This window comes from Limnovirga soli (assembly GCF_013106755.1).
Taxonomy (GTDB): domain Bacteria; phylum Bacteroidota; class Bacteroidia; order Chitinophagales; family Chitinophagaceae; genus Limnovirga; species Limnovirga soli.
Genome location: NZ_WHPF01000003.1, coordinates 27,406 through 52,828 on the forward strand (window position 1 = coordinate 27,406; position 25,423 = coordinate 52,828).

General features: G+C 37.9%; 22 protein-coding genes. All 22 read left to right on the top strand.

What is annotated here, in order from left to right; translation table 11 throughout:
* Positions 1-242 precede the first annotated feature (242 nt).
* Complete coding sequence (locus GD597_RS04025) at positions 243-4,076, top strand: PAS domain-containing sensor histidine kinase (protein ID WP_171606537.1); 3,834 nt, start codon at positions 243-245, stop codon at positions 4,074-4,076.
* A 255-nt stretch (positions 4,077-4,331) separates the two neighbouring features.
* A complete protein-coding gene (locus GD597_RS04030) occupies positions 4,332-4,949 on the top strand; it encodes a hypothetical protein (RefSeq protein WP_171606538.1) in 618 nt (205 codons plus the stop codon).
* 43 nt (positions 4,950-4,992) lie between these two features.
* A complete protein-coding gene (locus GD597_RS04035; RefSeq protein ID WP_171606539.1) occupies positions 4,993-5,451 on the top strand; it encodes a hypothetical protein in 459 nt (152 codons plus the stop codon).
* A gap of 3 nt (positions 5,452-5,454) precedes the next feature.
* On the top strand, positions 5,455-6,120 hold the full coding sequence (locus GD597_RS04040) for a hypothetical protein (RefSeq protein WP_171606540.1): 666 nt from the start codon (positions 5,455-5,457) through the stop codon (positions 6,118-6,120).
* A 44-nt stretch (positions 6,121-6,164) separates the two neighbouring features.
* Complete coding sequence (locus GD597_RS04045) at positions 6,165-6,905, top strand: sensor histidine kinase (RefSeq protein ID WP_171606541.1); 741 nt, start codon at positions 6,165-6,167, stop codon at positions 6,903-6,905.
* A 287-nt stretch (positions 6,906-7,192) separates the two neighbouring features.
* A complete protein-coding gene (locus GD597_RS04050; protein WP_171606542.1) occupies positions 7,193-9,517 on the top strand; it encodes a PSD1 and planctomycete cytochrome C domain-containing protein in 2,325 nt (774 codons plus the stop codon).
* Positions 9,518-9,685: 168 nt separating this feature from the next.
* The gene (locus GD597_RS04055; protein WP_171606543.1) at positions 9,686-11,131 is read left to right on the top strand and encodes a DUF1501 domain-containing protein; all 1,446 of its coding nucleotides are present in this window, start codon (positions 9,686-9,688) and stop codon (positions 11,129-11,131) included.
* 473 nt (positions 11,132-11,604) lie between these two features.
* Complete coding sequence (locus tag GD597_RS04060; protein WP_171606544.1) at positions 11,605-12,414, top strand: MlaE family ABC transporter permease; 810 nt, start codon at positions 11,605-11,607, stop codon at positions 12,412-12,414.
* Positions 12,415-12,568: 154 nt separating this feature from the next.
* Entirely contained in the window at positions 12,569-13,357 is a 789-nt protein-coding gene (locus GD597_RS04065) for an ABC transporter ATP-binding protein (protein WP_171606545.1), read from the top strand.
* Positions 13,341-14,327, top strand: a complete 987-nt coding sequence (locus tag GD597_RS04070; protein WP_171606546.1) for an MlaD family protein — start codon at positions 13,341-13,343, stop codon at positions 14,325-14,327. Before GD597_RS04065 ends, GD597_RS04070 begins: the two co-directional genes overlap by 17 nt.
* A 108-nt stretch (positions 14,328-14,435) precedes the next feature.
* Positions 14,436-14,810 (top strand): YccF domain-containing protein, encoded by a 375-nt coding sequence (locus tag GD597_RS04075; RefSeq protein ID WP_171606547.1) that lies wholly within the window; start codon positions 14,436-14,438, stop codon positions 14,808-14,810.
* Between the two features lie 131 nt (positions 14,811-14,941).
* Positions 14,942-15,214 (top strand): 30S ribosomal protein S15, encoded by a 273-nt coding sequence (rpsO, locus tag GD597_RS04080; RefSeq protein WP_171606548.1) that lies wholly within the window; start codon positions 14,942-14,944, stop codon positions 15,212-15,214.
* Positions 15,215-15,369: 155 nt separating this feature from the next.
* On the top strand, positions 15,370-17,526 hold the full coding sequence (pnp, locus tag GD597_RS04085) for a polyribonucleotide nucleotidyltransferase (RefSeq protein ID WP_171606549.1): 2,157 nt from the start codon (positions 15,370-15,372) through the stop codon (positions 17,524-17,526).
* A 308-nt stretch (positions 17,527-17,834) separates the two neighbouring features.
* Complete coding sequence (gene prmA / locus GD597_RS04090; protein WP_171606550.1) at positions 17,835-18,662, top strand: 50S ribosomal protein L11 methyltransferase; 828 nt, start codon at positions 17,835-17,837, stop codon at positions 18,660-18,662.
* Positions 18,663-18,728: 66 nt separating this feature from the next.
* Entirely contained in the window at positions 18,729-19,391 is a 663-nt protein-coding gene (gene plsY / locus GD597_RS04095) for a glycerol-3-phosphate 1-O-acyltransferase PlsY (RefSeq protein ID WP_171606551.1), read from the top strand.
* A 102-nt stretch (positions 19,392-19,493) separates the two neighbouring features.
* Positions 19,494-20,306: a M48 family metallopeptidase gene (locus tag GD597_RS04100; protein ID WP_171606552.1), complete on the top strand. Its 813-nt coding sequence runs from the start codon at positions 19,494-19,496 to the stop codon at positions 20,304-20,306.
* 126 nt (positions 20,307-20,432) lie between these two features.
* Entirely contained in the window at positions 20,433-20,885 is a 453-nt protein-coding gene (locus GD597_RS04105; RefSeq protein ID WP_171606553.1) for a hypothetical protein, read from the top strand.
* A gap of 21 nt (positions 20,886-20,906) precedes the next feature.
* On the top strand, positions 20,907-21,422 hold the full coding sequence (gene cyaB, locus GD597_RS04110; RefSeq protein WP_171606554.1) for a class IV adenylate cyclase: 516 nt from the start codon (positions 20,907-20,909) through the stop codon (positions 21,420-21,422).
* A 441-nt stretch (positions 21,423-21,863) separates the two neighbouring features.
* Positions 21,864-22,871: a hypothetical protein gene (locus GD597_RS04115; RefSeq protein ID WP_171606555.1), complete on the top strand. Its 1,008-nt coding sequence runs from the start codon at positions 21,864-21,866 to the stop codon at positions 22,869-22,871.
* 24 nt (positions 22,872-22,895) lie between these two features.
* Positions 22,896-23,741 carry a polysaccharide deacetylase family protein gene (locus GD597_RS04120; protein WP_171606556.1) on the top strand — a complete coding sequence of 282 codons (846 nt, stop codon included), beginning with the start codon at positions 22,896-22,898 and terminating at the stop codon, positions 23,739-23,741.
* A 12-nt stretch (positions 23,742-23,753) separates the two neighbouring features.
* Positions 23,754-24,272 (top strand): DinB family protein, encoded by a 519-nt coding sequence (locus tag GD597_RS04125; RefSeq protein ID WP_171606557.1) that lies wholly within the window; start codon positions 23,754-23,756, stop codon positions 24,270-24,272.
* 93 nt (positions 24,273-24,365) lie between these two features.
* A complete protein-coding gene (locus GD597_RS04130; RefSeq protein ID WP_171606558.1) occupies positions 24,366-25,358 on the top strand; it encodes a sterol desaturase family protein in 993 nt (330 codons plus the stop codon).
* Positions 25,359-25,423 lie beyond the last annotated feature (65 nt).

The window sequence follows — 25,423 nt, forward strand, 5'->3', positions numbered from 1 at the left end:
TTTGATTAAAGTGGTTGATTTTTATAAACTAATAATTGGCTAATTGAAAGATTAAGTAAGGTTTTAGAAATCCAACACCAATTGTTGAGATATGTTTGGAACGTACAAGTGAGTGACACAAGCGGCGATGCCAGCAGTACCTAAGCCTGCGCATAAATCATTGTAATTTTGCTAATTCAATTGTTAATGAAAGCATGGTTTTAGATTTATATTCAGTAATTTTATAAAGGCTAAACCTGGATATGAAAATTAATGCAATAAATAATCTTCTTACCGTTTTTAATAATTTGCCAGGTTTATTTATTATTCTTGAGCCAAACAGTCCATTATTTACTGTAACAGCCATTAGCAATGCTTATTTAAAGGCCACGCATACCAAAAGGGAAGATCTGATAAATAAAGGTTTTTTTGAAGTGTTCAGGAGTAATCCAAAAGACCCAAAGGAAACTTCAGTAGCATTGTTTAAGCATTCTTTTGCGTATGTGTTGGAACATAAGTTACCGCACGAGATGCAGGTACAGCGCTTTGAAATTCCCGAAGGCCATTCGCACCATTTAATTGAACGATTTTGGAAGCCCATTAATACCCCCGTACTTGATGAAGAAGGTAATTTGATAGCCATTATTCATAGTATTGAAGATGTTACTGAAAGCCTGGAAGCGCAGAAAATGGGATTGTTTTTTATGGATAAATTTTTATCTGTTGCCGACAATGCTATTACCGGATTTGTATTAACGAGTGAAGACCATCGGATACTGGAAGTAAATACTTATTTCTGCCAATTATTGGGATATAGTGAAGCAGAATTACTGGCCATGCAATGGAATGAAATTATTGATTACAATGCTATTGAATTGGAGCTGTTGCCTGAAGGGGAAAATGCTACTACTGCAAAACGTGGCGAAGCCATGGCTAAAAAGAAAAATGGTACATGGATTTATATCGAGTACTCTTCCTCCCACTTTAGAGACGAATACCGAAATGCAAAGCGAACCAGCTGGATGATAACCGATATTAGTGAGCGTAAGGAAAAAGAAACTGCCTTACACCAATTATTACTGGAATCTCATTTCAACAGCGAACTTTTACAACATGTGATAGGCAGTATTAAAGACGGGTTTATAGCGCTGGATAAAAATTGGGTATGTATTTATGCTAATGAAAACGTAGCTGCTTATTTTGGCAATAAGCCAGCCATAGAGCTTTTACAAAAAGTGATATGGTTTAATCAAGACCCACTGGCTATGCCGGGATTGAAAACCAGTTGTGAGCTGGTAATGCATAGCAGGCAGGCATTAATTAAAACTGAGTTGTATCCCTTATTAGGGAAATACATTGAATACAGAATATATCCCAGTGCAGATGAAGGTGTGGCGATATTTTTTGCAGACAGAACAGAACAGATTGAAGCTGCCAATAAAATACAGGAAAATGAGTATTTGCTAAGTACCATGATTCAGTCCATGGATGAAGGTGTGGCATTAGTTAATTTGAATGGAGAAGTATTGTTGTATAACCCCGCATTGGAAAAGATGCTGGGTTTGCCACCCCAGGATTCTGCTACAAAAGATTGGTCTAATATTTACCATATATGTAACCCCATTACCCGGGATGTTATACCCCCCAATGAATTGCCTATTGTAAAAGCAATGGCTGGTGAATTTACTATCAATGAAGAGTTTTTAATTTTAAATCCTATACAGGGTGATGTTTTTATAAAATGTTCGGCTTTTCCTTTAAAGGATAGTAAAGGCAATGTTATTGGAGGAATGTCTGTTCAAAAAGATATTACAGAAAGCAAAATAACTGCGCTGGCATTAAAGAAATCTGCTGAACAATATGGCAGTCTTTTTTTGGATAGTCCACAGCCGATGTGGATTGTAAATTATGACACCAAACAATTTGTAGAGGTAAATAATGCCGCCATTCGGCATTATGGATATAGTAAGGAAGAGTTTTTATCAATGACCATAAAGGATATAAGGCCTCCGGAGGATGTTGAAAAAATATATAATTTAGAAAGAATTAAGGAAGGTGGCATCTCTGTTTACCATGGCATATGGAAACATTATAAAAAAGATGGCACACTTATTACCGTGGAAATTACTTCTCATTTAATTGAGTATAATGACCAAACCTGTACACTTGTGCTGGTAAATGATATTAGCAATAAGCTAATGGCAGAATGGGAGAAAGAAAGAGAGCGAATTAATAAAGAAGCACTTATAAATAATACCAAAGATACCATCTGGAGTGTTGCTGCTGATTTTACCTTAATTGCCGCCAATAAGGTTTTTATTGATAAATACCATTCTTATAGCGGTGTATATTTAAAGGAGGGAGATTCTTTATTAGGCAGCAAATGGTTTAATCATTCACTTGTTGATTTTTGGAGAAGCAATTACCAGCGGGCCTTTAAGGGAGAGAGTTTTACCGTAGAAAATCCCTCACCAAAAATAGAAGGTAAGGCAGAAAGCTGGAGCCTGGTAAATTTTACACCCATAGTTGATGAGGATAAAATAATAGGTGTGGCTTGCCATGCTACCGATATTACTGAACGTATTAATACCGAAAAAATAATCCGGTACGAAAAGGAATTGTCGGATAATATTATCAATAGCTTACCAGGTGTTTTTTATTTATACGATAGTGAAGGTCACTTTATTCGCTGGAATAAAAATTTCGAAAATGTTACCGGTTATTCAGCTGCTGAAATAAGTACCATGCAGCCTTACGATTTTTATGATGCAGAAGAAAGAGAAAGGATAAAACACCGGATAAAAAAAGTATTTGAAAACAAAGAGCCGGGCATTGAAGTGGAATTGCTCACCAAACATAATACAAAGATTCCTTATTTTATCAATTCACATACCATTGAATACAATGGTAATAAATGCCTGATGGGCATTGGAATAGATATTACTGAAAGTAAAAAAGCTGCATACGAAATACACCTTAGTAACGAACGGTACGATTTATTAACAAAAGCCACCAATGATTGTATTTGGGATTGGGATTTAATAACCGGGAAAGTATTCAGGCCCGGCCGTAAGCTGGAAGTGCTATTGGGATGGGCTACCCAAAGTGAAGAGGAAGTAGATGCATTCTGGAATGCACATGCACATGCAGACGATTGGGCCGATGTTAACAGAAACCGCAATGCAATACTGGCCAATAAAGAAAAAAACTACTGGGAAAATGAATATCGGTTTTTAAAGCCTGATGCCTCCTATGCCTTTGTTTACGATCGGGGGTATATCATCCGTAATCAGGAAGGTAAAGCCATCAGAATAATCGGTGCATCACAGGATATTTCTGCACGCAAAGCATCAGAAAATCTATTGTTGGAATTAAATAAAACACTCGAAAAACGGGCGCAGGAACTTGCCGAGTCAAATGTAGAATTGCAGCGCTTTGGATATATTGTTTCACACGATTTACAGGAGCCCCTGCGAATGGTTTATAGTTTTATGGAATTGCTAAAACAACAGTATGCCGATAAGCTGGACGAAAAAGCCAAACAGTATATCTATTATGCAACCGATGGTGCCATTCGCATGAAAAAGTTAATTATGGATTTGCTGGAATATTCCCGCATAGGCACCAATAAAGAGCAGCTGGCAATGGTAGATCTAAATGAGGTGGTAGAAAGCATACGGCAGGTTTTTGAGCCATCCATTCAAAGCCAAAACATCACCTTGCTGGTACACCCACTACCAAAAGTTACAGGTATTCAATCTCAATTAGAACAACTAATGCAAAACCTGATGGGCAATGCTATTAAATACAAAAGCAAAAAACCATTGGTAATAGAAATTGGCAGTACCGAGAAACCTGATGCATGGGAAATCTATGTGCAAGACAATGGTATCGGCATCCCGTCAAAGTTCTTCGAAAAAATCTTTGTGGTTTTCCAGCGCCTGCATACCGAAGCTACTTATCCCGGCACCGGCATTGGGCTGGCTATTTGTAAAAAAATTGTACAACGCCATTATGGTCAAATATGGGTAAGCTCGCAAATTGGGCAGGGCAGCACTTTCTATTTTACCCTGCCAAAAAAAATTCCTGCACAATAAATAAATTCCCCCAAGGCCCGGAGAAAAACAGCCATTATTAGCCCGGCAAAAAATCATTAAACAGGCATTACTTGCGTCGCACACTTGTGCGGTTGTGTCATTGGGCGGCAGTGAAGTAAACATATAAAAGCAATACCGTTAAAACACGGTACAAAATCCGTGAAAATACGGGAACATATATTAAATTTTTCTAAGAAGTTTGTTGGGGAATTTTTGATTCAGTAAATTCATTTTATTCTTACCCAAAATTTTATTATGAAAACGAAAAACTGTCTTTTTGTTTTATTGGTTTGTTTAATAACAACTTCAATGTTTTTTTTTGGTTGTAAAACAGATCCAGTTCAAACCAATAATTGTGAAATAGATTCATTAAGTGTTTTTAATGCATATAAGGCTACTCACGGTTATATTGAAGATTCTTCTAACTTAAAAATCCTTGAACTCTTTACCACTAAAGATTCTTTATTCTCGCATGATACTGGAGAGGAAGTAGATACTGCTCTTTCAAATCGATGTTTGGAAAAATATGTTGATTTGATGGACAGATTTGGTATTAAAGATGATACCAGCCCAGCTCAAAGGGATGGAAAAGGTCGATTAACAAAGGGTGTTCGTTTTCAGAGTAAGGATTTAGAGAATTGGTTAAAAAAAGTTCAATCATCAGGAGCCACTGAGATAAGAATATGTCTGGGTCGTTATAATCAGGATTTTCTAGAAGCTTATTTCCCTCCTGATAGTGACGATTATAATAATAGGAAGAATAGGTTGACTGTTTTTCTATATCCTTACCAGTATGTAACCTCTCCATCTAGAGTAATAGTAGAAAAAATCGTAGGTAGTAAAGCGTACGACCTTGGTGGGTTAAAACCCTAAATCAAAATATTTTTATCGGAGAAGAACCTCAAAAATTAATATTATGAATGAAAAAATTAAACAAATTTTAGATGCCCCAACTGCAATTTCTGGCGAAGACGAAGGGCGGTCTGTCGATTTTACATATATTGACGAATGTATAGCTGAATATAAAAAAGTATTAGGGGAATATGGATTTGCAGAAAGAGAAAATTCTACTCCATCTTCTAGAACAAAACCGCAAAGGAAAATTACGTGGCAGGTGAGATTTAAAGGGTTGGACCTTTTTAAATGGATAGACGACATTAAACCTCCGGAAGGTGGAGATAATTCTCAAATTGAGTTAAGAGTGATTAATGCTATATACACAAAAAAATTTCTAAAAAACCAAGGCATAGCAGAAGGTACTGCTGAATATAAGAAAAGAATAAATAGGCATACTGTTTTCCTCGCTCCATATAGGATTGATTCAGAAGACCGATTGGGTTCTACGGCATATGATCTTGGTGGATTAAAACCTTAAAAAATGTTTCCCGAATATTATCAATATTTTCAGTATTTAAGTCTATTGATGGCAATTATATTTGCTAAAGAATTACGGCAAAATAAGCTTGAACTTTTTGTGCCTTTATTAGTAGTTGTGTGTATAACTGAAACAACAGCCAACTACTTGTCAAATATTTTAAATAGGGAGGATAATTATAAAGTATATAATTTGTATTTGATAATTTCTACTCCCCTAAGTCTTTGCCTTTTTTTTAAAATGTTGGATATGGGCAAAACACTCGCAACCAGAGTTTTTTTGTTTGGTGCTATTTTTTTCGAAATCTTTCTTATCATCAACTATGTCTTATTGCAGGGATTAGATACATTCAATTCATACTCTTTAATATTGATAATGTCACTGAATATCTTCTTTAGTTGCATGGTGCTACTTAATCTTGCACGAAATGAGGAAAGAGATATGGCCTTATTAAAAGAACCATATTTTTGGATAAATTCGGCTAACCTACTATTTTCACTTAGTACTTTGGTAATACTTGGCTTATATCAATATATTCATAAGCATAATATTGAACTTGGTAATAAATCACTTTATAGATACATAGTACCTGCAAGTAATGCTATTTTATATTCAGCTTATACGTATTCATTTTATTTATGCCGTACACAAGCGAAAACTACGAAGTGATACTATTGATAATAGCTGTTATTGTCGTATTGTTATTTCTTGGTATGACTTTCCTTGTAATGATTTCATATTATAATGCCAGAAAAAGGAAAATGCTTCAGGAGAAAAAAGATATGCAATCCTCCTTTCAAAACACCCTACTCCAAACTCGCCTGGAAATTCAGGAAGAAACTTTTAAAACCCTGAGCCAGGAAATCCACGATAATATTGGGCAGGCATTGAGTTTTATTAAACTCAGCATTAATACCATTGATGTGGCCGAACAGGAAACGGCGAAGGAGAAACTGGTAGAATCTAAACAACTCCTAACTAAAGTAATCCAGGATTTACGTGATTTGTCGCGAACCCTTAACCCTGATTTTATTAATGAAATTGGATTGGTGCAGGCTATTGACCAGCAAGTAGTGTTTTTAAATAAATCGGGTATATACAAAGCTGCTTTGCTGGTGAATGGTAGTGCAGAAAAATATCCGCTGCAAAATGAATTGGTGGTTTTTAGAATTGTGCAGGAGCTGCTGAACAATATTGTGAAACATGCCGATGCACATGCCATTACTATTGTGATGGATTACCAATTAGAGCAACTCGCTATTACCGTTACAGATGATGGAAAAGGTTTTGACACCCTTGCACTTCAAGCGGAAACCAATACTGGATTGGGATTGCGTAATATGGTGAATCGGATGCAATTGATTAAAGGCGCTATTGACATTAGCAGCAGCCCAGGTAAAGGTACCCAGGCGTTTATAAGCGTGCCAAAAACCATTGAACCAAGGGCTGATTGATGATTTGCTTTGGTATAAATACTTATCTGGTGTTGCCCGAATTTGCTGCCCATGGCGGTGCAGTATAAGAGTGCGACGCAAGTAAAGCATACTATTGTTATGTAGTCTGGCTCATCATAAATAAACTGCTTTTATAAGTTCTAGTTCATTTTTAAAAACAGTTGTAGCCAATTCCACGGCTGTTTTTCACTTCTATTTTAATAAAAACCCTTACTCAGTTACCCTAATCAAACGTTTGCAATGGCGGTTATGCAATTTTTGCCTTATTTTTAGTAATTGCCATTTGTATGAAGAATAAAATTATCCTAGCTATTTTTGGTGTTGTTATCGTTATTGCGGCTTTGGATAGCTGCAGCGATTCAGAAGCTATTGCAGAAGGCACCGTGCTTCCTGATTCTGTGAGTTATAATTTCAATATCAGACCCATATTTTCTGATAAATGTTTTAAATGTCATGGTCCGGATGCGGCAAAGCGAGAAGCCCATCTACGACTGGATATTGCTGATAGTGCCTATGCCGCATTAAAAGAAACCAAAGGCGCTTATGCCATTGTGCCCGGTAATGTAGATGCATCGGAATTGTTTAAAAGAGTATCGTCTACCGATACCAGTTACATGATGCCGCCGCCCAATGCGCACTTAGGCACTTTAACCCCATTTGAAGTTCAACTTATTAAAAAATGGATTGCACAAGGTGCCAAATACCAGAAACATTGGGCCTTTACCAGTCCGGTAAAAGCGCCTTTACCCAAAATAAGTGATGATAAATGGCCGGTAAATGCCATTGATTATTTTGTAATGCAAAAGCTGGATCAGCTAAACACTGCGCCTAATGAGGCAGAAGATAAAGAAAGACTGCTCAAAAGGGTAAGTTTTGATATTACCGGGTTGCCACCATCAATTGCTATGATGGATAAGTTTTTGGCTGATAATTCTGATAAAGCCTATGAAAAAGTAGTAGATCAATTATTGCAAACGCCACAGTATGGCGAAAAAATGGCTTTGCATTGGCTGGATATTGCACGCTATGCCGATAGTTATGGTTACCAGGATGATAATATTCGCAGCCAATGGCCATGGCGTGATTGGGTAATTCATGCATTTAATAAAAACCTGCCTTTCGACCAATTTCTTACCTGGCAAATTGCCGGAGATATGCTGCCCAATGCTACCCAGGAAGAAATGCTGGCAACCGGCTTTTTTCGTAATCATAAATATACCGAGGAGGGTGGTGTAATTCCGGAAGAATACAGGGTTGAGTACCTGGTAGATAAAACCAAAACCTTTACCAAGGGTATTTTGGGTGTAACCATGGAATGTGCCCAATGCCACGATCATAAATATGATCCATTCTCCCAAAAGGATTATTATCAGATGCTCGCCTTTTTTAATAATACCAAAGAAGCGGGTTATGAGGGAGATGTAAGTACTTCTAAACCGGCCAAAACACCTTTTCTGGTATTGGGCGATACTGATATACAGAAAACCCTGAGTTTTATTCATAAAAAAGATACGGGGATGTTAACCATTTCGGTTATGGGCGAATTAGATACCCTGCGCAAAACATATATTTTAAACCGTGGCAGGTATGATGCACCCACTGTTGAGGTAAACGCTGCCGCACCTGAGTCTATAATGCCCTTTGATACTACCAAATTTCCCCGCAACCGGCTTGGTTTGGCCAGGTGGACGGTAGATAAATCAAACCCGCTTACCGCCCGGGTATTTGTAAACCAGATCTGGCAAGATATTTTTGGCCGGGGTATAGTAAAAACTACCGGCGATTATGGTATGCAGGGCGAACTGCCCACCCATCCTGAATTACTGGATTGGCTGGCAGTTGATTTTATGGAGCACAACTGGGATGTAAAATACCTGCTAAAAGAAATACTGCTTTCTGCTACTTACCGCCAAAGCACCATTGCCACCAAAGAAAAGCTGGAGAAAGATCCTGAAAACAAATTCTATACACGTGGGCCTCGAACCCGTTTAACTGCCGAGTTTATTCGGGATATGGTATTGGCCAGTAGTGGTTTATTGGTGCCTGTTATAGGTGGCCCTAGTGTAAAACCTTACCAGCCAGCCGGTTTGTGGGAGTCTGCTACTTCGGGCCGTGGCGTTTTGGCTACTTATAAACAAGACCATGGAGAGGATTTATACCGCCGCGGTATGTACACCTTTATAAAACTTACGGTACCACCGCCATCTATGGTAATGTTCGATGCCAGTAACCGCGATCAATGCGAAGTAAAACGTTCCAAGACCAACACACCTTTGCAGGCCTTAATTATGATGAACGATCCATTGGTGCTGGAAGCATCCAGGGTATTGGCGCAAAAACTATTGGTTCAAAATGCCGATCAAAAATTACAAATCAGCAATGCATTCAGGCTTATTGTTTGCCGCAAACCAACTGATAAGGAGATGACCATTCTGGGCGATTATTATAACCAGCAATTGCAGCAGTTTCAGCAAAAAAATTTAGATGCCAACAAAACCATTCAAGTGGGTGAGTGGCCGGTAAATGATAAGGCCGATATTAACCATTCAGCTGCGTTAATGAAAGTAATTGTAATGATATACAATATGGAAGAGTCCATCATGAAAACATAATAAGGCAATAACTAGTAAGGGTTTTATTTTTTGGTCGCAGGCAGTAGAACTAATATTAAGCTTTACTTGCCACGCTCGGTTCGGGGTTCGGTTTTTATGGCAGCAAAAAACAGCCAGATTACATGTTAAAAGTGTAAAATAGTTTACTAAAAAGCAAATTCAGCATTCATGCAAAAGGAAATATTTGAACACGGATTAAACCACAATCGCCGTAAATTTTTATCACAGCTAAGCCTTGGTATAGGCAGTGTGGCACTGGGTTCACTGCTCATTCCCGATCTTTTCAGCAACAATAATCCCGATGCTATTATGGCGGGCTTACCACATTTTGCGCCCAAAGCCAAACGCATCATTTATTTATTCCAAAATGGGGCACCTTCCCAATTGGATTTGTTTGATTATAAACCCAAATTACAGGAAATGTTTGGGCAAGATTTGCCAGCTTCTATTCGCAATGGTCAGCGCCTAACGGGTATGACGGCCGATCAGAAAAAATTTCCTTTGGCAGGTACCGTTTTTCAGTTTAACCAATATGGCAAACACAAAGCCTGGTTAAGCGAGTTACTGCCCCACACGGCCAGTGTAGTTGATGATTTATGTATCATCAAATCCATGTATACCGAAGCTATTAACCACGATCCGGCACTTACATTTTTTCAAACCGGAGCACAGGTTGGTAACCGGCCCAGCATGGGTTCCTGGGTAAGCTACGGTTTGGGTACAGAAAATAAAAATCTGCCTGGCTTTTGTGTATTGTTATCCAAAGGAAAAGGTAACGGGCAAGGTGTGTATTCTAAATTATGGTCAAACGGATTTTTAGATTCTTTTTACCAGGGCGTACAATTCAGCAGTGGTGAAAACCCGGTATTATACCTCAATAATCCCGATGCGGTAAGTAAGGCCGACAGAAGAAATATGCTGGATAAACTGGCAGAATTAAATGACGAAAATTATAAAACCTTTGGCGATCCCGAAATAAACGCCAAAGTACAACAATACGAACTGGCCTATCGTATGCAAACTGCAGTACCCGAAGTAACGGATTTAAGCAAGGAGCCAGAATCTATTATAAAAATGTATGGTGCCGATTGTTTGGTGCCGGGCACTTTTGCCGCCAATTGTTTATTGGCCAGAAAACTAAGTGAAAATGGGGTTCGTTTTGTTCAATTGTATCACCAGGGTTGGGATGCACATGGCGATTTGCCCTCACAAATAAAAGGCCAGTGTCAGGATGTAGACCAGGCCAGCGCAGCATTAATTACCGATCTTAAACAAAGAGGTATGCTGGATGAGACATTGGTAATCTGGGGCGGCGAATTTGGCCGAACCAACTATTGCCAGGGTACATTAACCAAAGAAGATTATGGCCGCGATCATCACCCCCGCTGCTTTACTGTTTGGATGGCCGGTGGCGGTGTAAAGCCTGGTGTTTATGGCGAAACAGATGAGTTTGGTTATAATATTATTGAGAACCCTGTACACGTACATGATTTTCATGCAACCGTATTAAACCTAATGGGACTGGATCATGAAAAATTAACCTATAAACATTTGGGCCGCAGATATAGACTTACTGATGTGGCTGGCAATATTGTAAAAGGCATTATTGCATAGTGAGATTTTAAAACTAATTTATTTTTACAACACATAAATTATTTAACTGCTACTGGTTAAACATTATTACAAGCCCGGACATTTTGATCCGGGCTTGTAGTTTATTGTAGTTTCTGCAACAATAAGCATATATTTACTTATTAACTTATGACATTGACACTTTATTTCCTAAACTGTATTTTCTAAATTTTTTTCTTTAACAGTAGTTTTTTCTTTCAATATTCTATCAATCATCAGCGCATATTTGAAAGGATTGCCGCAGTAAAATCAGTTGTTGATTTTGCATTAGCTTTTTGTGTACATATTCTGCGTTTAATACTAAATTAATTATTGCCTGCAGTTTTATAATTATAGTAAACATGTTGTTTAAGTTAAATTGATAAAATGGAATTGCATTGTATTGCATTACAATTGTTTTGTAATGAGTATAAGTAAAGCCATGTAATGTTTATTTATTTTATACAAACTGGCAAATGAAACTAAATGAAGAAAAAAGCGAAAAAGTAGCGGTAAATAAATACCTGATATCAAAAGGTGTTGATGCCTTTTTTACGGATATATACAATGTGTATTTATTTATTGTCCGATTTTTTAAAGCCGTTTTTACTGCTCCTTTTGAGTTTAAGGAAATTATCAATCAGTGTTACCAGGTAGGGTATAAGTCGTTGCCATTGGTTGCCTTAACCGGGTTTATTACAGGGATTGTTTTTACAAAACAATCCAGGCCATCTTTATCTACTTTTGGCGCAAGTTCGTGGTTGCCATCCCTTATTTCAATTGCAATTATACGAGCATTGGCACCATTGGTAACTGCATTAATTGCTGCAGGTAAAGTGGGGTCTAATATGGGTGCAGAATTGGGCTCGATGAAGGTAACCGAGCAAATTGATGCGATGGAAGTATCCGCCACCAATCCATTTAAATTTCTGGTGGTTACGCGTATTTTGGCGATTACTTTTATGTTGCCTGTATTGGTATTATTTACAGGTTTTATTGGCATGATGGGTAGTTACCTGAATGTATATCATAACGAGTTGACCAGCTTTACCGCTTTTTTTAAAAGTGCATTTAACACTATTTCATTTCTGGATATTTTTTCCTCCATTTTTAAGGCTACCATGTATGGATTTACTATTGGTGTGGCTGGTTGCTATCAGGGATATAATGCGCAAAATGGAACGCAGGGAGTTGGCCGCGCAGCCAACTCAGCCGTAGTGCTTTCTATGTTTATGATTTTTGTAGAGGAGTTGGTGATTGTTCAGCTTGTAAATGCCATAAGGTAAGTAGTATGGTTTGCCTCTTGGAATTTTTGGTTCCTGCCTTTAGCTGAATATAGTTGTGAACGTACAAGTGTGCGACGCAAATGGGCTGAGGTTAGAATTTGCTGTTGGGCTAATAAAAGTGCTTTAAAGAAATATGCTGTTGGAAAATTAGAAAATGGAAACTACAAAAGAAAATACTGCATTTGAGGAGCCTGCTATTTTAATAAAGGGATTGAAGAAATCTTTTGGCAATTTGGTGGTGCTGAATGGGGTTGATTTAGAGGTTAGAAAAGGAGAAAATATTGCCGTGCTTGGCAGATCGGGTAGTGGTAAATCTGTACTTATAAAAATTATCAGTGGCTTATTACAACCTGATAGTGGCAGTGTGCAGGTTTTGGGAGAACAAGTAGACAATATTAGTGCAGCAGATTTGCAAAGATTGCGTTTGAAAATCGGATTTTCTTTTCAAAGCAGCGCGTTGTACGATAGTATGAGTGTAAGAGAAAATCTGGCTTTTCCGTTAGTAAGAAATAAGAGAGAGTTGAGTGCTGCGGCGGTGAATACAGCTATTGAAGAAGTGTTGCATGAAGTGGGTTTGTCGCAAACAATTATGCAAATGCCATCGGAGCTTTCGGGTGGGCAAAGAAAAAGAATTGGTATTGCCCGAACATTAATTCTGAAGCCGGAAATTATGCTGTATGATGAGCCAACATCGGGTCTTGACCCAATTACCTGCGGAGAAATAAATAAGCTTATAATAAAAGTACAGCAGCAGTATAAAACCAGCTCAATTATAATAACCCATGACCTTACCTGTGCAAAAGCAACTGCCAATAGAATTGCTATGTTGCTGGATGGTAAATTTCTGGCCACAGGGAATTTTGATACAGTTTTTGATACACAAAACGAAAGCGTAAGATCATTTTACGATTATAATTTTACTACACATGAAAACAATAAATAATAACCGGCCTGTTATCGTTGGCATTTTTATATTTCTTGGATTAGCCATACTGGTTATTACACTATTTACTTTAGGTGGGCAGAAAAAAACCTTTGTAAAATCTTTTGTAATAAACGCTGTTTTTGATGATGTGGGTGGTTTATTAAAAGGGGGTAATATTTGGTTTTCAGGTGTTAAAGTTGGCACGGTGAAGAATATTAGTTTTTATGGAAATGCAAGTGTGTTGGTTACCATGAGTATTGAAAACAGCGCTCAGCCGCATATTCATAATGATGCTAAGGCCAGAATTGGCTCTGATGGATTAATAGGAAATAAAATAATCATTATTTATGGAGGCGATTCTGCCTCGCCGCAAATTGCAAAAGATGATTATTTGAAAGTTGAGAAGGCGCTAACTACAGATGATATGCTGGTTACATTACAGAATAACAATAAAAATTTACTGGACATTACCAATAGCTTTAAGAGTATAAGCAAAAAGATAGATAGTGGCCAAGGGACTTTAGCCATTTTATTAAACGATCCTGCTATTGCAAATACATTAAAAAATACAGTTGAGGAGTTGCAAACAACTGCAGGTAATTTTAAAACGGTTTCTGTAAACGGGAAAAATGTATTATTTGATCTGCAAAGTTTTTCAAACAAATTGAACAAGCCAGGCAATTCCCTAAATGATATAGTGGAAGATACCCTGGTGTATAAAAATTTGCAGGTTACCATGTTACAATTGCAACAGGCTTCAAATACGGTAAAGCATTTTACCGAAAACATAAAGCAGGTAAGTGAAAAGCTACTTCAGAATAATAATACTGCCGGATTACTTTTAAATGATTCAGCATCAGCAAACTCAATAAAGGTGATATTGAGGAACCTGGAATCAGGTACACTAAAACTGGATCAGGATCTGGAAGCATTACAACATAATTTTTTGCTGAAGGGGTATTTTAAAAAAAAGAATAAAGCTGAATAAACTGGATGGTTACCAAGGAAACCAGAAGCTGGAACATATTTGCCTGGATTCATATATGTAATTTGCTTTCTTTAATAGGGCATGGCCTAAATTTATTATTTTTACCTCATGAATTTACCGGGGAATATTATTTGGCTTATATGTGGCGGCTTTATGGCGGCAATGGGTTATTTTTTTGGAGGTTTATTGCTTTGTTTTACAATTATTGGGATTCCTTTTGGGTTGCAATGCTTTAAAATAGGCGGGTTTGTGCTTTGGCCTTTTGGCAAAAAAATCGTCGGTTCAAATAGTGCAGATGGTTGTTTATCAGTGATTTGTAATATAATTTGGATTGTAACCGGCGGTTTATATACTGCTTTTATTCATGTAATTTTTGGGTTATTACTTACTATAACAGTCATAGGTATTCCATTTGCCCGTCAGCATTTTAAACTGGCCGGTTTATCACTTGCACCTTTTGGGAAAGAGGTAGTTTATGATTAAATATTGATTATTTTCCGGGGAAGCAGTAAAAAATATAGTGTGAGTAGTTGTTTTAATCTGAAATATTTTAGTAGCTTTGCCGCCACTTTAAAAAAGGATGTGAATCCTGGATGCAATTTAAAAAATCAGAGATGCCGTATTTAACAACAGAAAAAAAAGCAAACATATTTGCAACTCATGGTGGTTCAGCTACCAACACAGGTTCTATTGAAGCTCAGATCGCAATGGTTACAGAGCGTATCTCAAGCATTTCCAAGCACTTGCAACAAAATAAAAAAGATCATTCTACACAACGTGGTTTGATGCAACTGGTTGGTCAGCGTAAGCGCTTGCTGGCGTATATGCAGAAGCATAACCTGCAGGGCTATCGTGCTTTGATTGAGAAATTAGGATTAAGGAAATAACTTTACGTATATGTAATAACTATTCCCAACTGTTGTTTATACCGGTTGGGAATAGTTTTTTGTATATATATCTGTTTTTATATCTGCATAACCAGTTTTGGTTATAGTACCCAACCCACACCCCGCTATTTTAATATTTCAAACATTATTTACATATGTTATCACAACCGCTACAAGCCAGTTTTACTTTACCCAATGGGGCAGAAGTAACTATTGAAACTGGTAAACTTGCCCGTCAGGCTGATGGTGCAGTAACCGTACGTCAGGGAAATTGCATTTTATTAGCTACCGTTTGCGCAAATAAAGAACCAAAAGAAGGTCAGGATTTTTTCCCATTAAGTGTTGATTATCAGGAAAAATTTGCTTCTGCAGGCCGTATCCCCGGCTCTTTCTTTAAAAGAGAAGCCCGATTAAACGACTATGAAATTTTAACCAGCCGACTAATAGACAGGGCCTTACGTCCTTTGTTTCCCGAAGATTATTTTTGTGATGTTCAGGTATTAATTTCTCTAATATCATCAGATAATGAAGTGATGCCTGATGCATTGGCATGTTTAGCTGCCAGTGCGGCTTTAGCCGTTTCGGATGTACCTATTAAAGAAATTATTTCAGAAGCCAGAGTAGCCCGTATTGATGGTGCTTTTGTGGTTAACCCAACCCGTTCACAATTGGCAAAAGCCGATATGGATTTTATCATTGCAGCAACTGAAAAGAACCTGATGATGGTAGAAGGTGAAAGTAAGGAATGCAGCGAGGAAGATTTGCTGCAGGTTCTTCAATTGGCCCATGATGCTATTCGTATTCAAATTAAAGCACAGGAAGAATTAAGAATAAAAGTTGGTTCGCCTGCTAAACGTGATTATACCAAGCCTTTACAGAATGAAGAATTGCAGGCCTCTGTAGCTGCTTTTTGTACTGATAAAATGAATACCATTGCTAAAGGTGGTACTGCAAAAGGCGAAAGAAGTGATGCTTTTTCTGCCTTGAAAGATGAATTAATTAAAAGTTTGGGCGAAGAAGTTGACGGATCTACAAAAAAACTTGCCAAAAAATATTTTGATGATTTACAGTGGGAATTGGTAAGAAATATGATGTTGGAAGACAGGGTTAGATTGGATGGTAGAAAAATGGACGAAGTGCGGCCTTTGGCAATGGAAGTAGATCCATTACCAACACCACACGGCTCATCTTTATTTACCCGTGGGGAAACACAATCTTTAACCACCGTTACTTTGGGTACACCATTGGATGAATTATTAATTGAAAGTGCTGCTGTTAGCGATTATAGTAAATTTATTTTGCATTATAATTTCCCTCCATTCTCTACCGGTGAAGTAAAAATGATGCGTGGCGTAGGTCGTAGAGAAGTAGGTCATGGTAATCTGGCCATGCGTTCTTTAAAACAAATGATGCCGGGTAATGAATACCCTTACACAGTTCGTGTAGTAAGTGATATCCTGGAATCAAACGGTTCTTCTTCAATGGCAACTGTTTGTGCCGGTTCACTCGCTTTAATGGATGCAGGTGTACCTGTTCCTAAACACGTAAGTGGTGTTGCTATGGGTTTAATTAGCCGCGGCGATGGTAAATATGCCATTTTAACTGACATTCTGGGCGATGAAGATCACCTGGGAGATATGGATTTTAAAGTAACCGGTACCCGTGATGGAATTTGCGGTGTGCAAATGGATATTAAAGTTGATGGCCTTAGCATGGAAGTAATGCGTGAAGCTTTAATGCAGGCACGTAAAGGTCGTTTACATATTTTGGATGCTATGTATGAATGTATGCCTGCCGCAAGAGCAGAAGTTAAACCACATGCACCAAGAATGGAGAAAATCTTTATCGATAAAGAATTTATTGGCGCTGTAATTGGACCACAAGGTAAAGTAATACAGGAAATTCAAAAAGAAACCGGTACTACCATTAACCTGGAAGAAGTTGATAATGTGGGCGAAGTAAGCATTTTCTCTAAAGAAAAAGAAGGTCTTGAAAGAGCACTTGCCTGGATTAAGAGCATTGTTGCTGTACCAAATGTGGGCGATGTATACGATGCCAAAGTTAAAAGCATTCAGCCTTATGGTGCTTTTGTTGAATTCCTTCCAAAAAAAGAAGGCTTGTTACACATTAGCGAAATAAGCTGGAAGCGCCTTGAAAATATGGACGGTGTTTTAAAAGAAGGCGATATGGTTAAGGTTAAACTGGTAGGTGTAGACCAAAAAACCGGTAAATTTAAATTAAGCCGTAAAGCATTAATGCCAAAGCCCGAAGGTGCACCGGAACAAACCGATCGCAGAAACGAGCGTAATTAATTATTACATACTTTACATAGAATACCTGTAGATTCGTCTGCAGGTTTTTTTATGCGCATTGCCATGGTATACGTATTTTTTAGATACCAGCAGTTGCAATAATGGCATCTTTACTTGCGTCGCAATCCTTTTATCGTTCGTATCATTGGGCGACAAAAAGAGTAATAAAAACGGGAGTAGGTTGCTATTTTGCTGCATAGCATTACTACAGTACAAGAGTGCGACGCAACAGCAGCTAAATGCTTGTTGTATGCCGGGTAAAAAAGCACTGGACAGTTGCATCTATTCAACTATATATTTTTTTCTGTATGAGTAATTATATACAACTTTTAATTGCACCTGTAACTTCAGAGGCATCAGACATATTAGTGGCGCAATTAAGTGAACTGGGATTTGATGGATTTGAAGAAAATGAAAATGCATTAATTGCTTATTGTGCCGAAAGCATGTATAATGCAGAGGCTATAAATGAACTATTGGAAGGTAATTACAGCTATACAAAGGAGTTGATAGCCAAAATTAACTGGAACGAAGAGTGGGAGAAAAATTTCTCTCCTGTGGTTGTAGATGATTTTGTTGGTGTTAGGGCACATTTTCATGAACCAATTAGTGGCGTATTTCACGAAATTGTAATTACACCCAAAATGAGTTTTGGTACCGGCCATCATGCCACTACCCATATGATGATGCAACAGATGCAGGGCCTTGATTTTACAGGGAAAAAAGTGTTTGATTTTGGAACCGGTACAGGCATATTAGCCATTCTGGCTGAAATGCTGGGTGCCACCGAAATTTACGCCATTGATAATGATGAGTGGAGTGTAGAAAATGCAGCAGAAAATATTAGTAATAATGCTTGTACCAAAATACAGTTGGCTTTAAATGATAACCCGGTATTATTGCCTCAATATGATATTATACTGGCCAACATAAACAAAAATGTAATTCTTGCTTTTTTTGATATGTTAAAAACCGGACTTAAACCAAACGGCCAATTGTTAGTAAGTGGCTTGTTGGCCGAGGATGAAAATGATATAGTATTGGCTGCTAATGCATTAGGATTAAAATTTGTGCAAATTATTCAAAGAGACAAATGGATTTCTTTATTATTTTTTAATGAAAATTTTCAGAATTGAATGTTAACGCATCATTAATTAATTAAAATCTATGCTATATTTGTTTCTCAGCTTTAACCAAGTACAATGAACGAACTCTTACTCATCATACTTGCTTATCTCATTGGTTCTATACCTACCTCTGTTTGGGTAAGTAAAAGATTCTTCGGGATTGATATTCGCGATTACGGCAGCGGTAATGCGGGTGCCACTAATACATACAGGGTACTGGGCTCTAAATGGGGTACTTTTGTAATGATAATTGATATGCTCAAAGGTGTTATCGCCACTTCTCTGTATGTAGTACTTCCACTGCGTTTACAACACAATGATTTATATCTTACCAACCTGATGATTGGTTTAGGTCTAGGTGCTGTACTGGGACATATTTTCCCTTTATGGGCAGGTTTTAGAGGCGGTAAAGGCGTGGCTACCTTGTTTGGAATGATAGTAGCTATTCAACCTGAGGTAGCTATTTATTGTATTGGTGTTTTCCTGGTAGTGTTGTATTTAACCAGATTTGTTTCCTTAAGTTCTATGCTGGCAGGTGTTGCTTTTGCCATTTGCATACTTTTTATATTTAATGATGATGTTACCTTATACCGCATATTTTCTGTAGCGGTGGCCTTACTGGTAATTCTTACCCACCAAAAAAATATCAATCGCATATTAAATGGCACTGAGAGTAAAGTGCCCATTTTTAAATACCGCGATCGCAGAAAGCAGAAAAGAAAAGACTTAATGGATTAGCCTGTTTTCATTTTTTAATTTACAAGTTTAGATTGTTTTCCAAATCATCTTCCTATCAATTTATTTGGTACAGAAATTGCTTTTTCCCCAAAAAAAATATTTATGAAATTCACATTTGTTCTGGCCGCTTTTTTGGCTGCTACTGGTTTCTCGGCATGTACCCGAAATGCTATAACAGGGCGTAGCCAATTGGCTTTGGTATCGCAAAACGAGGTTGTGAGCATGGCCAAAACAGAATATACCAGCTTTCTTTCCTCCAATAAGGTGGTTTCTTCAACCGCAAGCAAAGATGCAGAAATGGTAAAGCGGGTAGGAACCAGGATAGCCAATGCTATTACTCAATATTATACTTCAAAGGGTATTACGGGTGTTTTGGATAATTACCAGTGGGAATTTAATTTGGTAGATAGTAAAGAGGTAAACGCCTGGTGTATGCCAGGTGGTAAAGTAGTAGTGTATACAGGAATTTTACCCGTAACACAAAACGAAGCCGCACTGGCCGTAGTTTTGGGCCACGAAATAACACATGCCGTTGCCGATCATGGCCGTGAAAGAATGAGCCAGGGTTTGGTACAACAATTTGGTGGGGTGGCTTTATCTGTTGCATTGGCCAATAAATCTGCTGAAACCCAAAACCTGTTTAATTCAGCTTATGGTATAGGCAGCAATATTGGCGTATTATTGCCATTTGGCAGAAAGCAGGAACTGGAAGCCGATCATTACGGGCTTATTTTCGCTGCCATGGCAGGCTATAATCCACAGGAAGCAATTTCATTTTGGCAGCGGATGGCCAATTTAGGCGGTCAAAAGCCTCCTGTTTTTTTAAGCAGTCACCCAGCAGATGAGGAGCGCATTAAAAAGCTACAGGAGCTTATGCCCGAAGCGCTCAACTACTATAAACCCATATCAAAATAATCATAACTCATTAAAATTCATTTAAAAAGGGCCGATATCCCAAAATTGCTTTGCTGTATCAATGGGGGGTGGTATATTTTTACTAACTTTGCCCACCCAATTATTTCACCTTAAATTTTTTTAAGGATGTCTACATTATGTTTGCTCGAAAAGTTAGAATTAAAAGATGAGAAAAACCTGTTAATTCAGGGTCTTCCATCTTCTGTTGAGAAACAGTTTGCCAAACTTTCTTATGCCAAAAATCTTACCCCCTTGCTTAAAAGCAGGAAGATAGATTTTGCGTTGATTTTTGCGGTTAACCATCAGCAACTATGTACTATTCTGCGTGATGTTTTTCCGGCTTTGCACAATGAGAGTAATCTTTGGATTGCCTATCCTAAAACTACCAGTAAAATTGCAAGCGACCTTAACAGGGCCTGCAGCTGGCAGATAGTGGGCGACAATGAGTACGAAAACATTGGCGAAATTACTTTAGATCATGTATGGAATGCTGTACACTTCAAAAAACTGGAAACAGTTATGGTTCAGGAAGTGGCTGCAACCATAACAACTAAAAAGCAAAAATTAGCAATGGCGTAAAATGGCTAAGGCAAAACGTTTATGAAATTAATTAACGTTGAAATTAAAGCAAAATGCTTCCACTTAGATAAAGTGGAAGCATTTTTGTTTGCAAACAATGCCCGCTTTATTGGGGTGGATTTTCAAAAAGATACTTATTTCCAGGTGCCTGAGGGCAGGCTAAAACTGCGGGAAGGTAATATTGAAAATAATCTCATTTTTTATAAAAGAAATAATCAAAAAGGCCCCAAACAATCAGATTTTCATTTGGTACCTGCACATGCACCGGCCGCCCTAAAAGCCTTATTAACAGAGGCACTAGGCATAAAAATAATCGTTGAAAAAAAGCGCCGTATTTATTACCTGGAAAATATAAAAATTCATATTGATGAAGTGCCCGGTTTAGGCAACTTTATGGAAATTGAGGCGGGCAACCAGTTTAACCCTGTCTTAACTACAGAAGATCTGCACCGCCAATGCCAGGAACTGATGACTAAACTTGAAATTGATTCCGATTCCCTTATTGAAAATAGTTATAGCGATATGTTATTGCAATAACACCACCACCAATACAAGCTTGTTTTCTATTTTTTATGAGCCCGGCATGTTAGCAATATGTTGCTTTACTTGCGTCGCACACTTGTGCTGTGGTAAATTTTATCAGCAAACATTTTTTTATATATGATAGCAACCGCTTTAATGCCGTGATTTTATAAGTTTTGCTGCCATTTTGCAGAACGTACAAGAGTGCGACGCAAGTAAAGTTGAAGATTAATCTGCCGCCAGGCTAAAAATAAAAAAGCCATTTTTATTTCCTGGATACCTGCAAGAAAATGTATGATTCAGCATTCACAAAATATTATGAATTGGTAGATTTATTTTTACAATAATTCTATTGTACATATTGTTTTTATGCTATGTTTTACCCGAACCAATTAACTTATTTATTTCTCCTTATTACCATTTTATCACTGGTATTTTAGAATACATTTGCACGTTATGAAATATATATGCACCCGCCTTTCAATTGTACTTTTTGTAGTTGTTTTATTTAGTTGTAATAACACCAATTCAGCAGCTACAACAGCTAAAAACGAAACTATTAGCGATACAGTTATTAAAGCCACAGTACTCGATTCTGCGGATTATGATAAGCGTTTGTTAGCTATGAGTAACGGTGATACTACCGGCCGCTGGCCGGTGAAAGGTATTTATCCATTACCTGGTGCATTATTACCTTATAATAGAATTGTAGCTTTTTATGGTAATCTCTACTCAAAAAAAATGGGCATTTTGGGCGAGTTACCAAAAGACTCCATGCTGGCTAAATTAAAATTCGAGTTAGCTAAATGGCAGGCCGCAGATACAAGTTTACCTGTTATACCTGCATTGCATTATGTGGCTGTAACTGCGCAGGGGGCACCTGGTAAAGATGGCATGTATAGGCTAAGAATGCCTTTTCATCAAATTGATACTATTATTAACTGGGCCAAAGAAATAAATGGGTTAGTGTTTGTGGATATACAGGTATCTCACAGTAATGTAAATGCCGAAGTGCCCTTGCTGGAAACTTATTTAAAAATGCCCAATGTGCATTTGGGTATAGACCCCGAATTTTCGATGAAAAACGGTGAAGTGCCAGGAACTAAAATAGGTACTTTTAATGCAGCTGATATTAATGCTGCCGTGGATTATCTGGCTAAACTGGTAAAGCAAAATAACTTGTCGCCCAAAATATTGGTAGTGCACCGTTTTACACAAGGCATGATTACCGGCTATGATCAAATTAAAAAAGTGCCCGAAGTACAGGTAGTAATAGATATGGATGGTTGGGGTAGCAGAATATTAAAGCGTTCTACCTATTTAAGGTATGTATATAAAGAGCCTGTAGCATTTACCGGTTTTAAATTGTTTTATAAAAATGATACCAAAGCAGGTGATAGTTTATTTACTCCTTCTGAATTACTCAGGTTTACACCCAAGCCCGTTTATATACAATATCAATAGTAGTATCCCGCACATATTTTTATAATGAAAAAGCAAATAGCATTTTTGACTGCCATAGTATTTACTGCTTTGGTAGCCTGTAATAACCATCCTGAAATTGTAGATCAAACACAGGCGAAGAACAACGGTGTAGAAAAGGATAGCATTGCAACCGTAACAAAAGCAGATCTGGCAACTATGCTTGCCAAAAAAGAAGTGCCTGTATTATGTTATCATCATATTCGTGATTTCAGGCCCGGTGAAAGTGAGCGCATGAAAGGCTATGAAGTAACCCCGGCTGCATTTGCCGAACAAATGAAAGCACTGGCAGATAGCGGTTATCACTCCATTTTACCCGATCAATTATACAACTACCTGGTATATGGTGCAGATTTACCAAGCAAGCCAGTGATGATTACCTTTGATGATACCGATTTGGAACAATTTACCATTGGCGCCACAGAAATGAATAAATACGGTTTTAAAGGCGTTTATTTTATTATGACGATTTCTTTAAACCGGCCAAGGTATATGAGCAAGGACCAGTTGAAACAACTAAGTGATGAAGGGCATTTGATTGCCGGTCATACCTGGGATCATCATATGGTAACAAAATACAAAGGAGCAGATTGGGATACCCAATTGATTAAACCCAAAATACAATTAGAAGCCATAACGGGTAAAAAGGTAGATTATTTCGCCTATCCCTTTGGTCTATGGAACAAAGAAGCGATACCTGAAATTGAAAGCCGTGGTTATAAAATGGCATTTATTTTGTCCACAAAACGTGACTCTACGCAACCCTTATATACTATTCGCCGCATGATTGTGCCTGGCACTTGGTCTACACCCGGCATGATGAAAGCTATGAAATCAACTTTTCATTTGTAATAATACCTGATCATGACAACTGAAAAATTACCGGAATATTGGCAGCGTGGCCCTATTGACGGAATACCAGGTTTATTGCAACCTGTAGCACATACATTATTACAAGCCAGGCAGGAAGTGGAAGAAGTGCTTACTAATTTTCCGGCTGAGTTATTGTGGCAAAAACCCAATGGCTTAGCATCTGTTGCATTTCATATACAACACATTACTGGAGTAATTAACAGGCTGTTTACCTATGCCAGTGGCGCTATGCTTAATGCCCAACAATTAGATTATTTACAACAGGAGGGTATAGCATCACCCGACGTTACTAAACAAATACTTCTTCAAAACCTGCACCATCAAATTCAACAGGCAATTACCGTGTTAAGCCTTACCCACGAAAATATATTAACCGAAAAAAGATTGGTTGGCCGCAAGCAAATTCCTTCTACTGTAATTGGTTTATTTTTTCATGCAGCAGAACATACCATGCGGCATACAGGCCAGGTATTGGTTACTGCTGAATTTGTAAAAGCTATTGCTGTATAGTATATATCATTGGTAAAATAAAAGTAGTATCCGCCATAAAAGGCTTAGTAGCTCTAACAGAAATCCAGTATTTTCATGGTATATAATTGCTGTATGGAAATTCTGCAAACAATTTATAACGAGCTGGTTGCCTTCTTTAGCATTGGTCAGGTAATAACCATGTTTAAAACAGGCGATTATTCTGTTTTAAACACATTGGATGGCGTATTAGGTGTTATATCACCCTTAATTCCATTACTGCTCGTAATTGAATTAACCAGGGCGCTTCTCTTTAAAAAATTTAAACGCTCCCATTATCGTATCCAGTTTTTTATTTATGTATTTAATAATGTGGTAGGTCGTTTTATTTCCATTGGGGTGGTAGGGTTTATTGTTGGTGTATTGCAGCCTTATGCGCTATTTAATAGCAGCTTTACCTGGTACTGGCTTATATACGGTTATATAGTGTGGGAGCTGGCACATTTTGTGTATCATTTCCTTGGGCATAAAGTGCGTTTGTTTTGGTGCCTGCATTCAACACATCATGCGCCGGAAGCCATGAACCTGTCTGTAACCTACGCCCATTTTTTTCTGGAGGGTCCTTATGCCGATTTGATTCGTACTTCTATCTGTATTCTGCTGGGTGTAAACCCGCCACTATTGTTTTTTATCATGTTTATCGATGGATTTTGGGGCGCATTTATACATGCCGGCGAAAATCTAATAAAAGATGGTCGTCTCGGCTTTCTGCAAAAGCTGGTGCTAACGCCATCGCATCATCGGGTGCACCATGCACGTAACCCTTTGTATATGGATACCAATTTTTGTAACCTGTTAAATATTTGGGATAAGGTTTTTAAAACTTTTCAGCCCGAGCATCATGCTATACCACCCGAGTATGGTATTACACGTACCATGAATGCCCAAAATTTTTGGGATGTATATTTTGGCGAATTTGCAGCATTGGCAAAAGATATGTACAAGGCACCCGGTATTACAAACAAACTATTGTATTTGGTTATGCCACCAGGCTGGAGCCACACCGGTAATCATAAAACAGCCAGCGTGGTAAGGGCCGAATATTTACAGCAACAGCCTTTGCAGTAGCCCGGCATTTGTTACTATATATAGCTTTACTTGCGTCGCACTCTTGTACTACAGTAATACTAAGC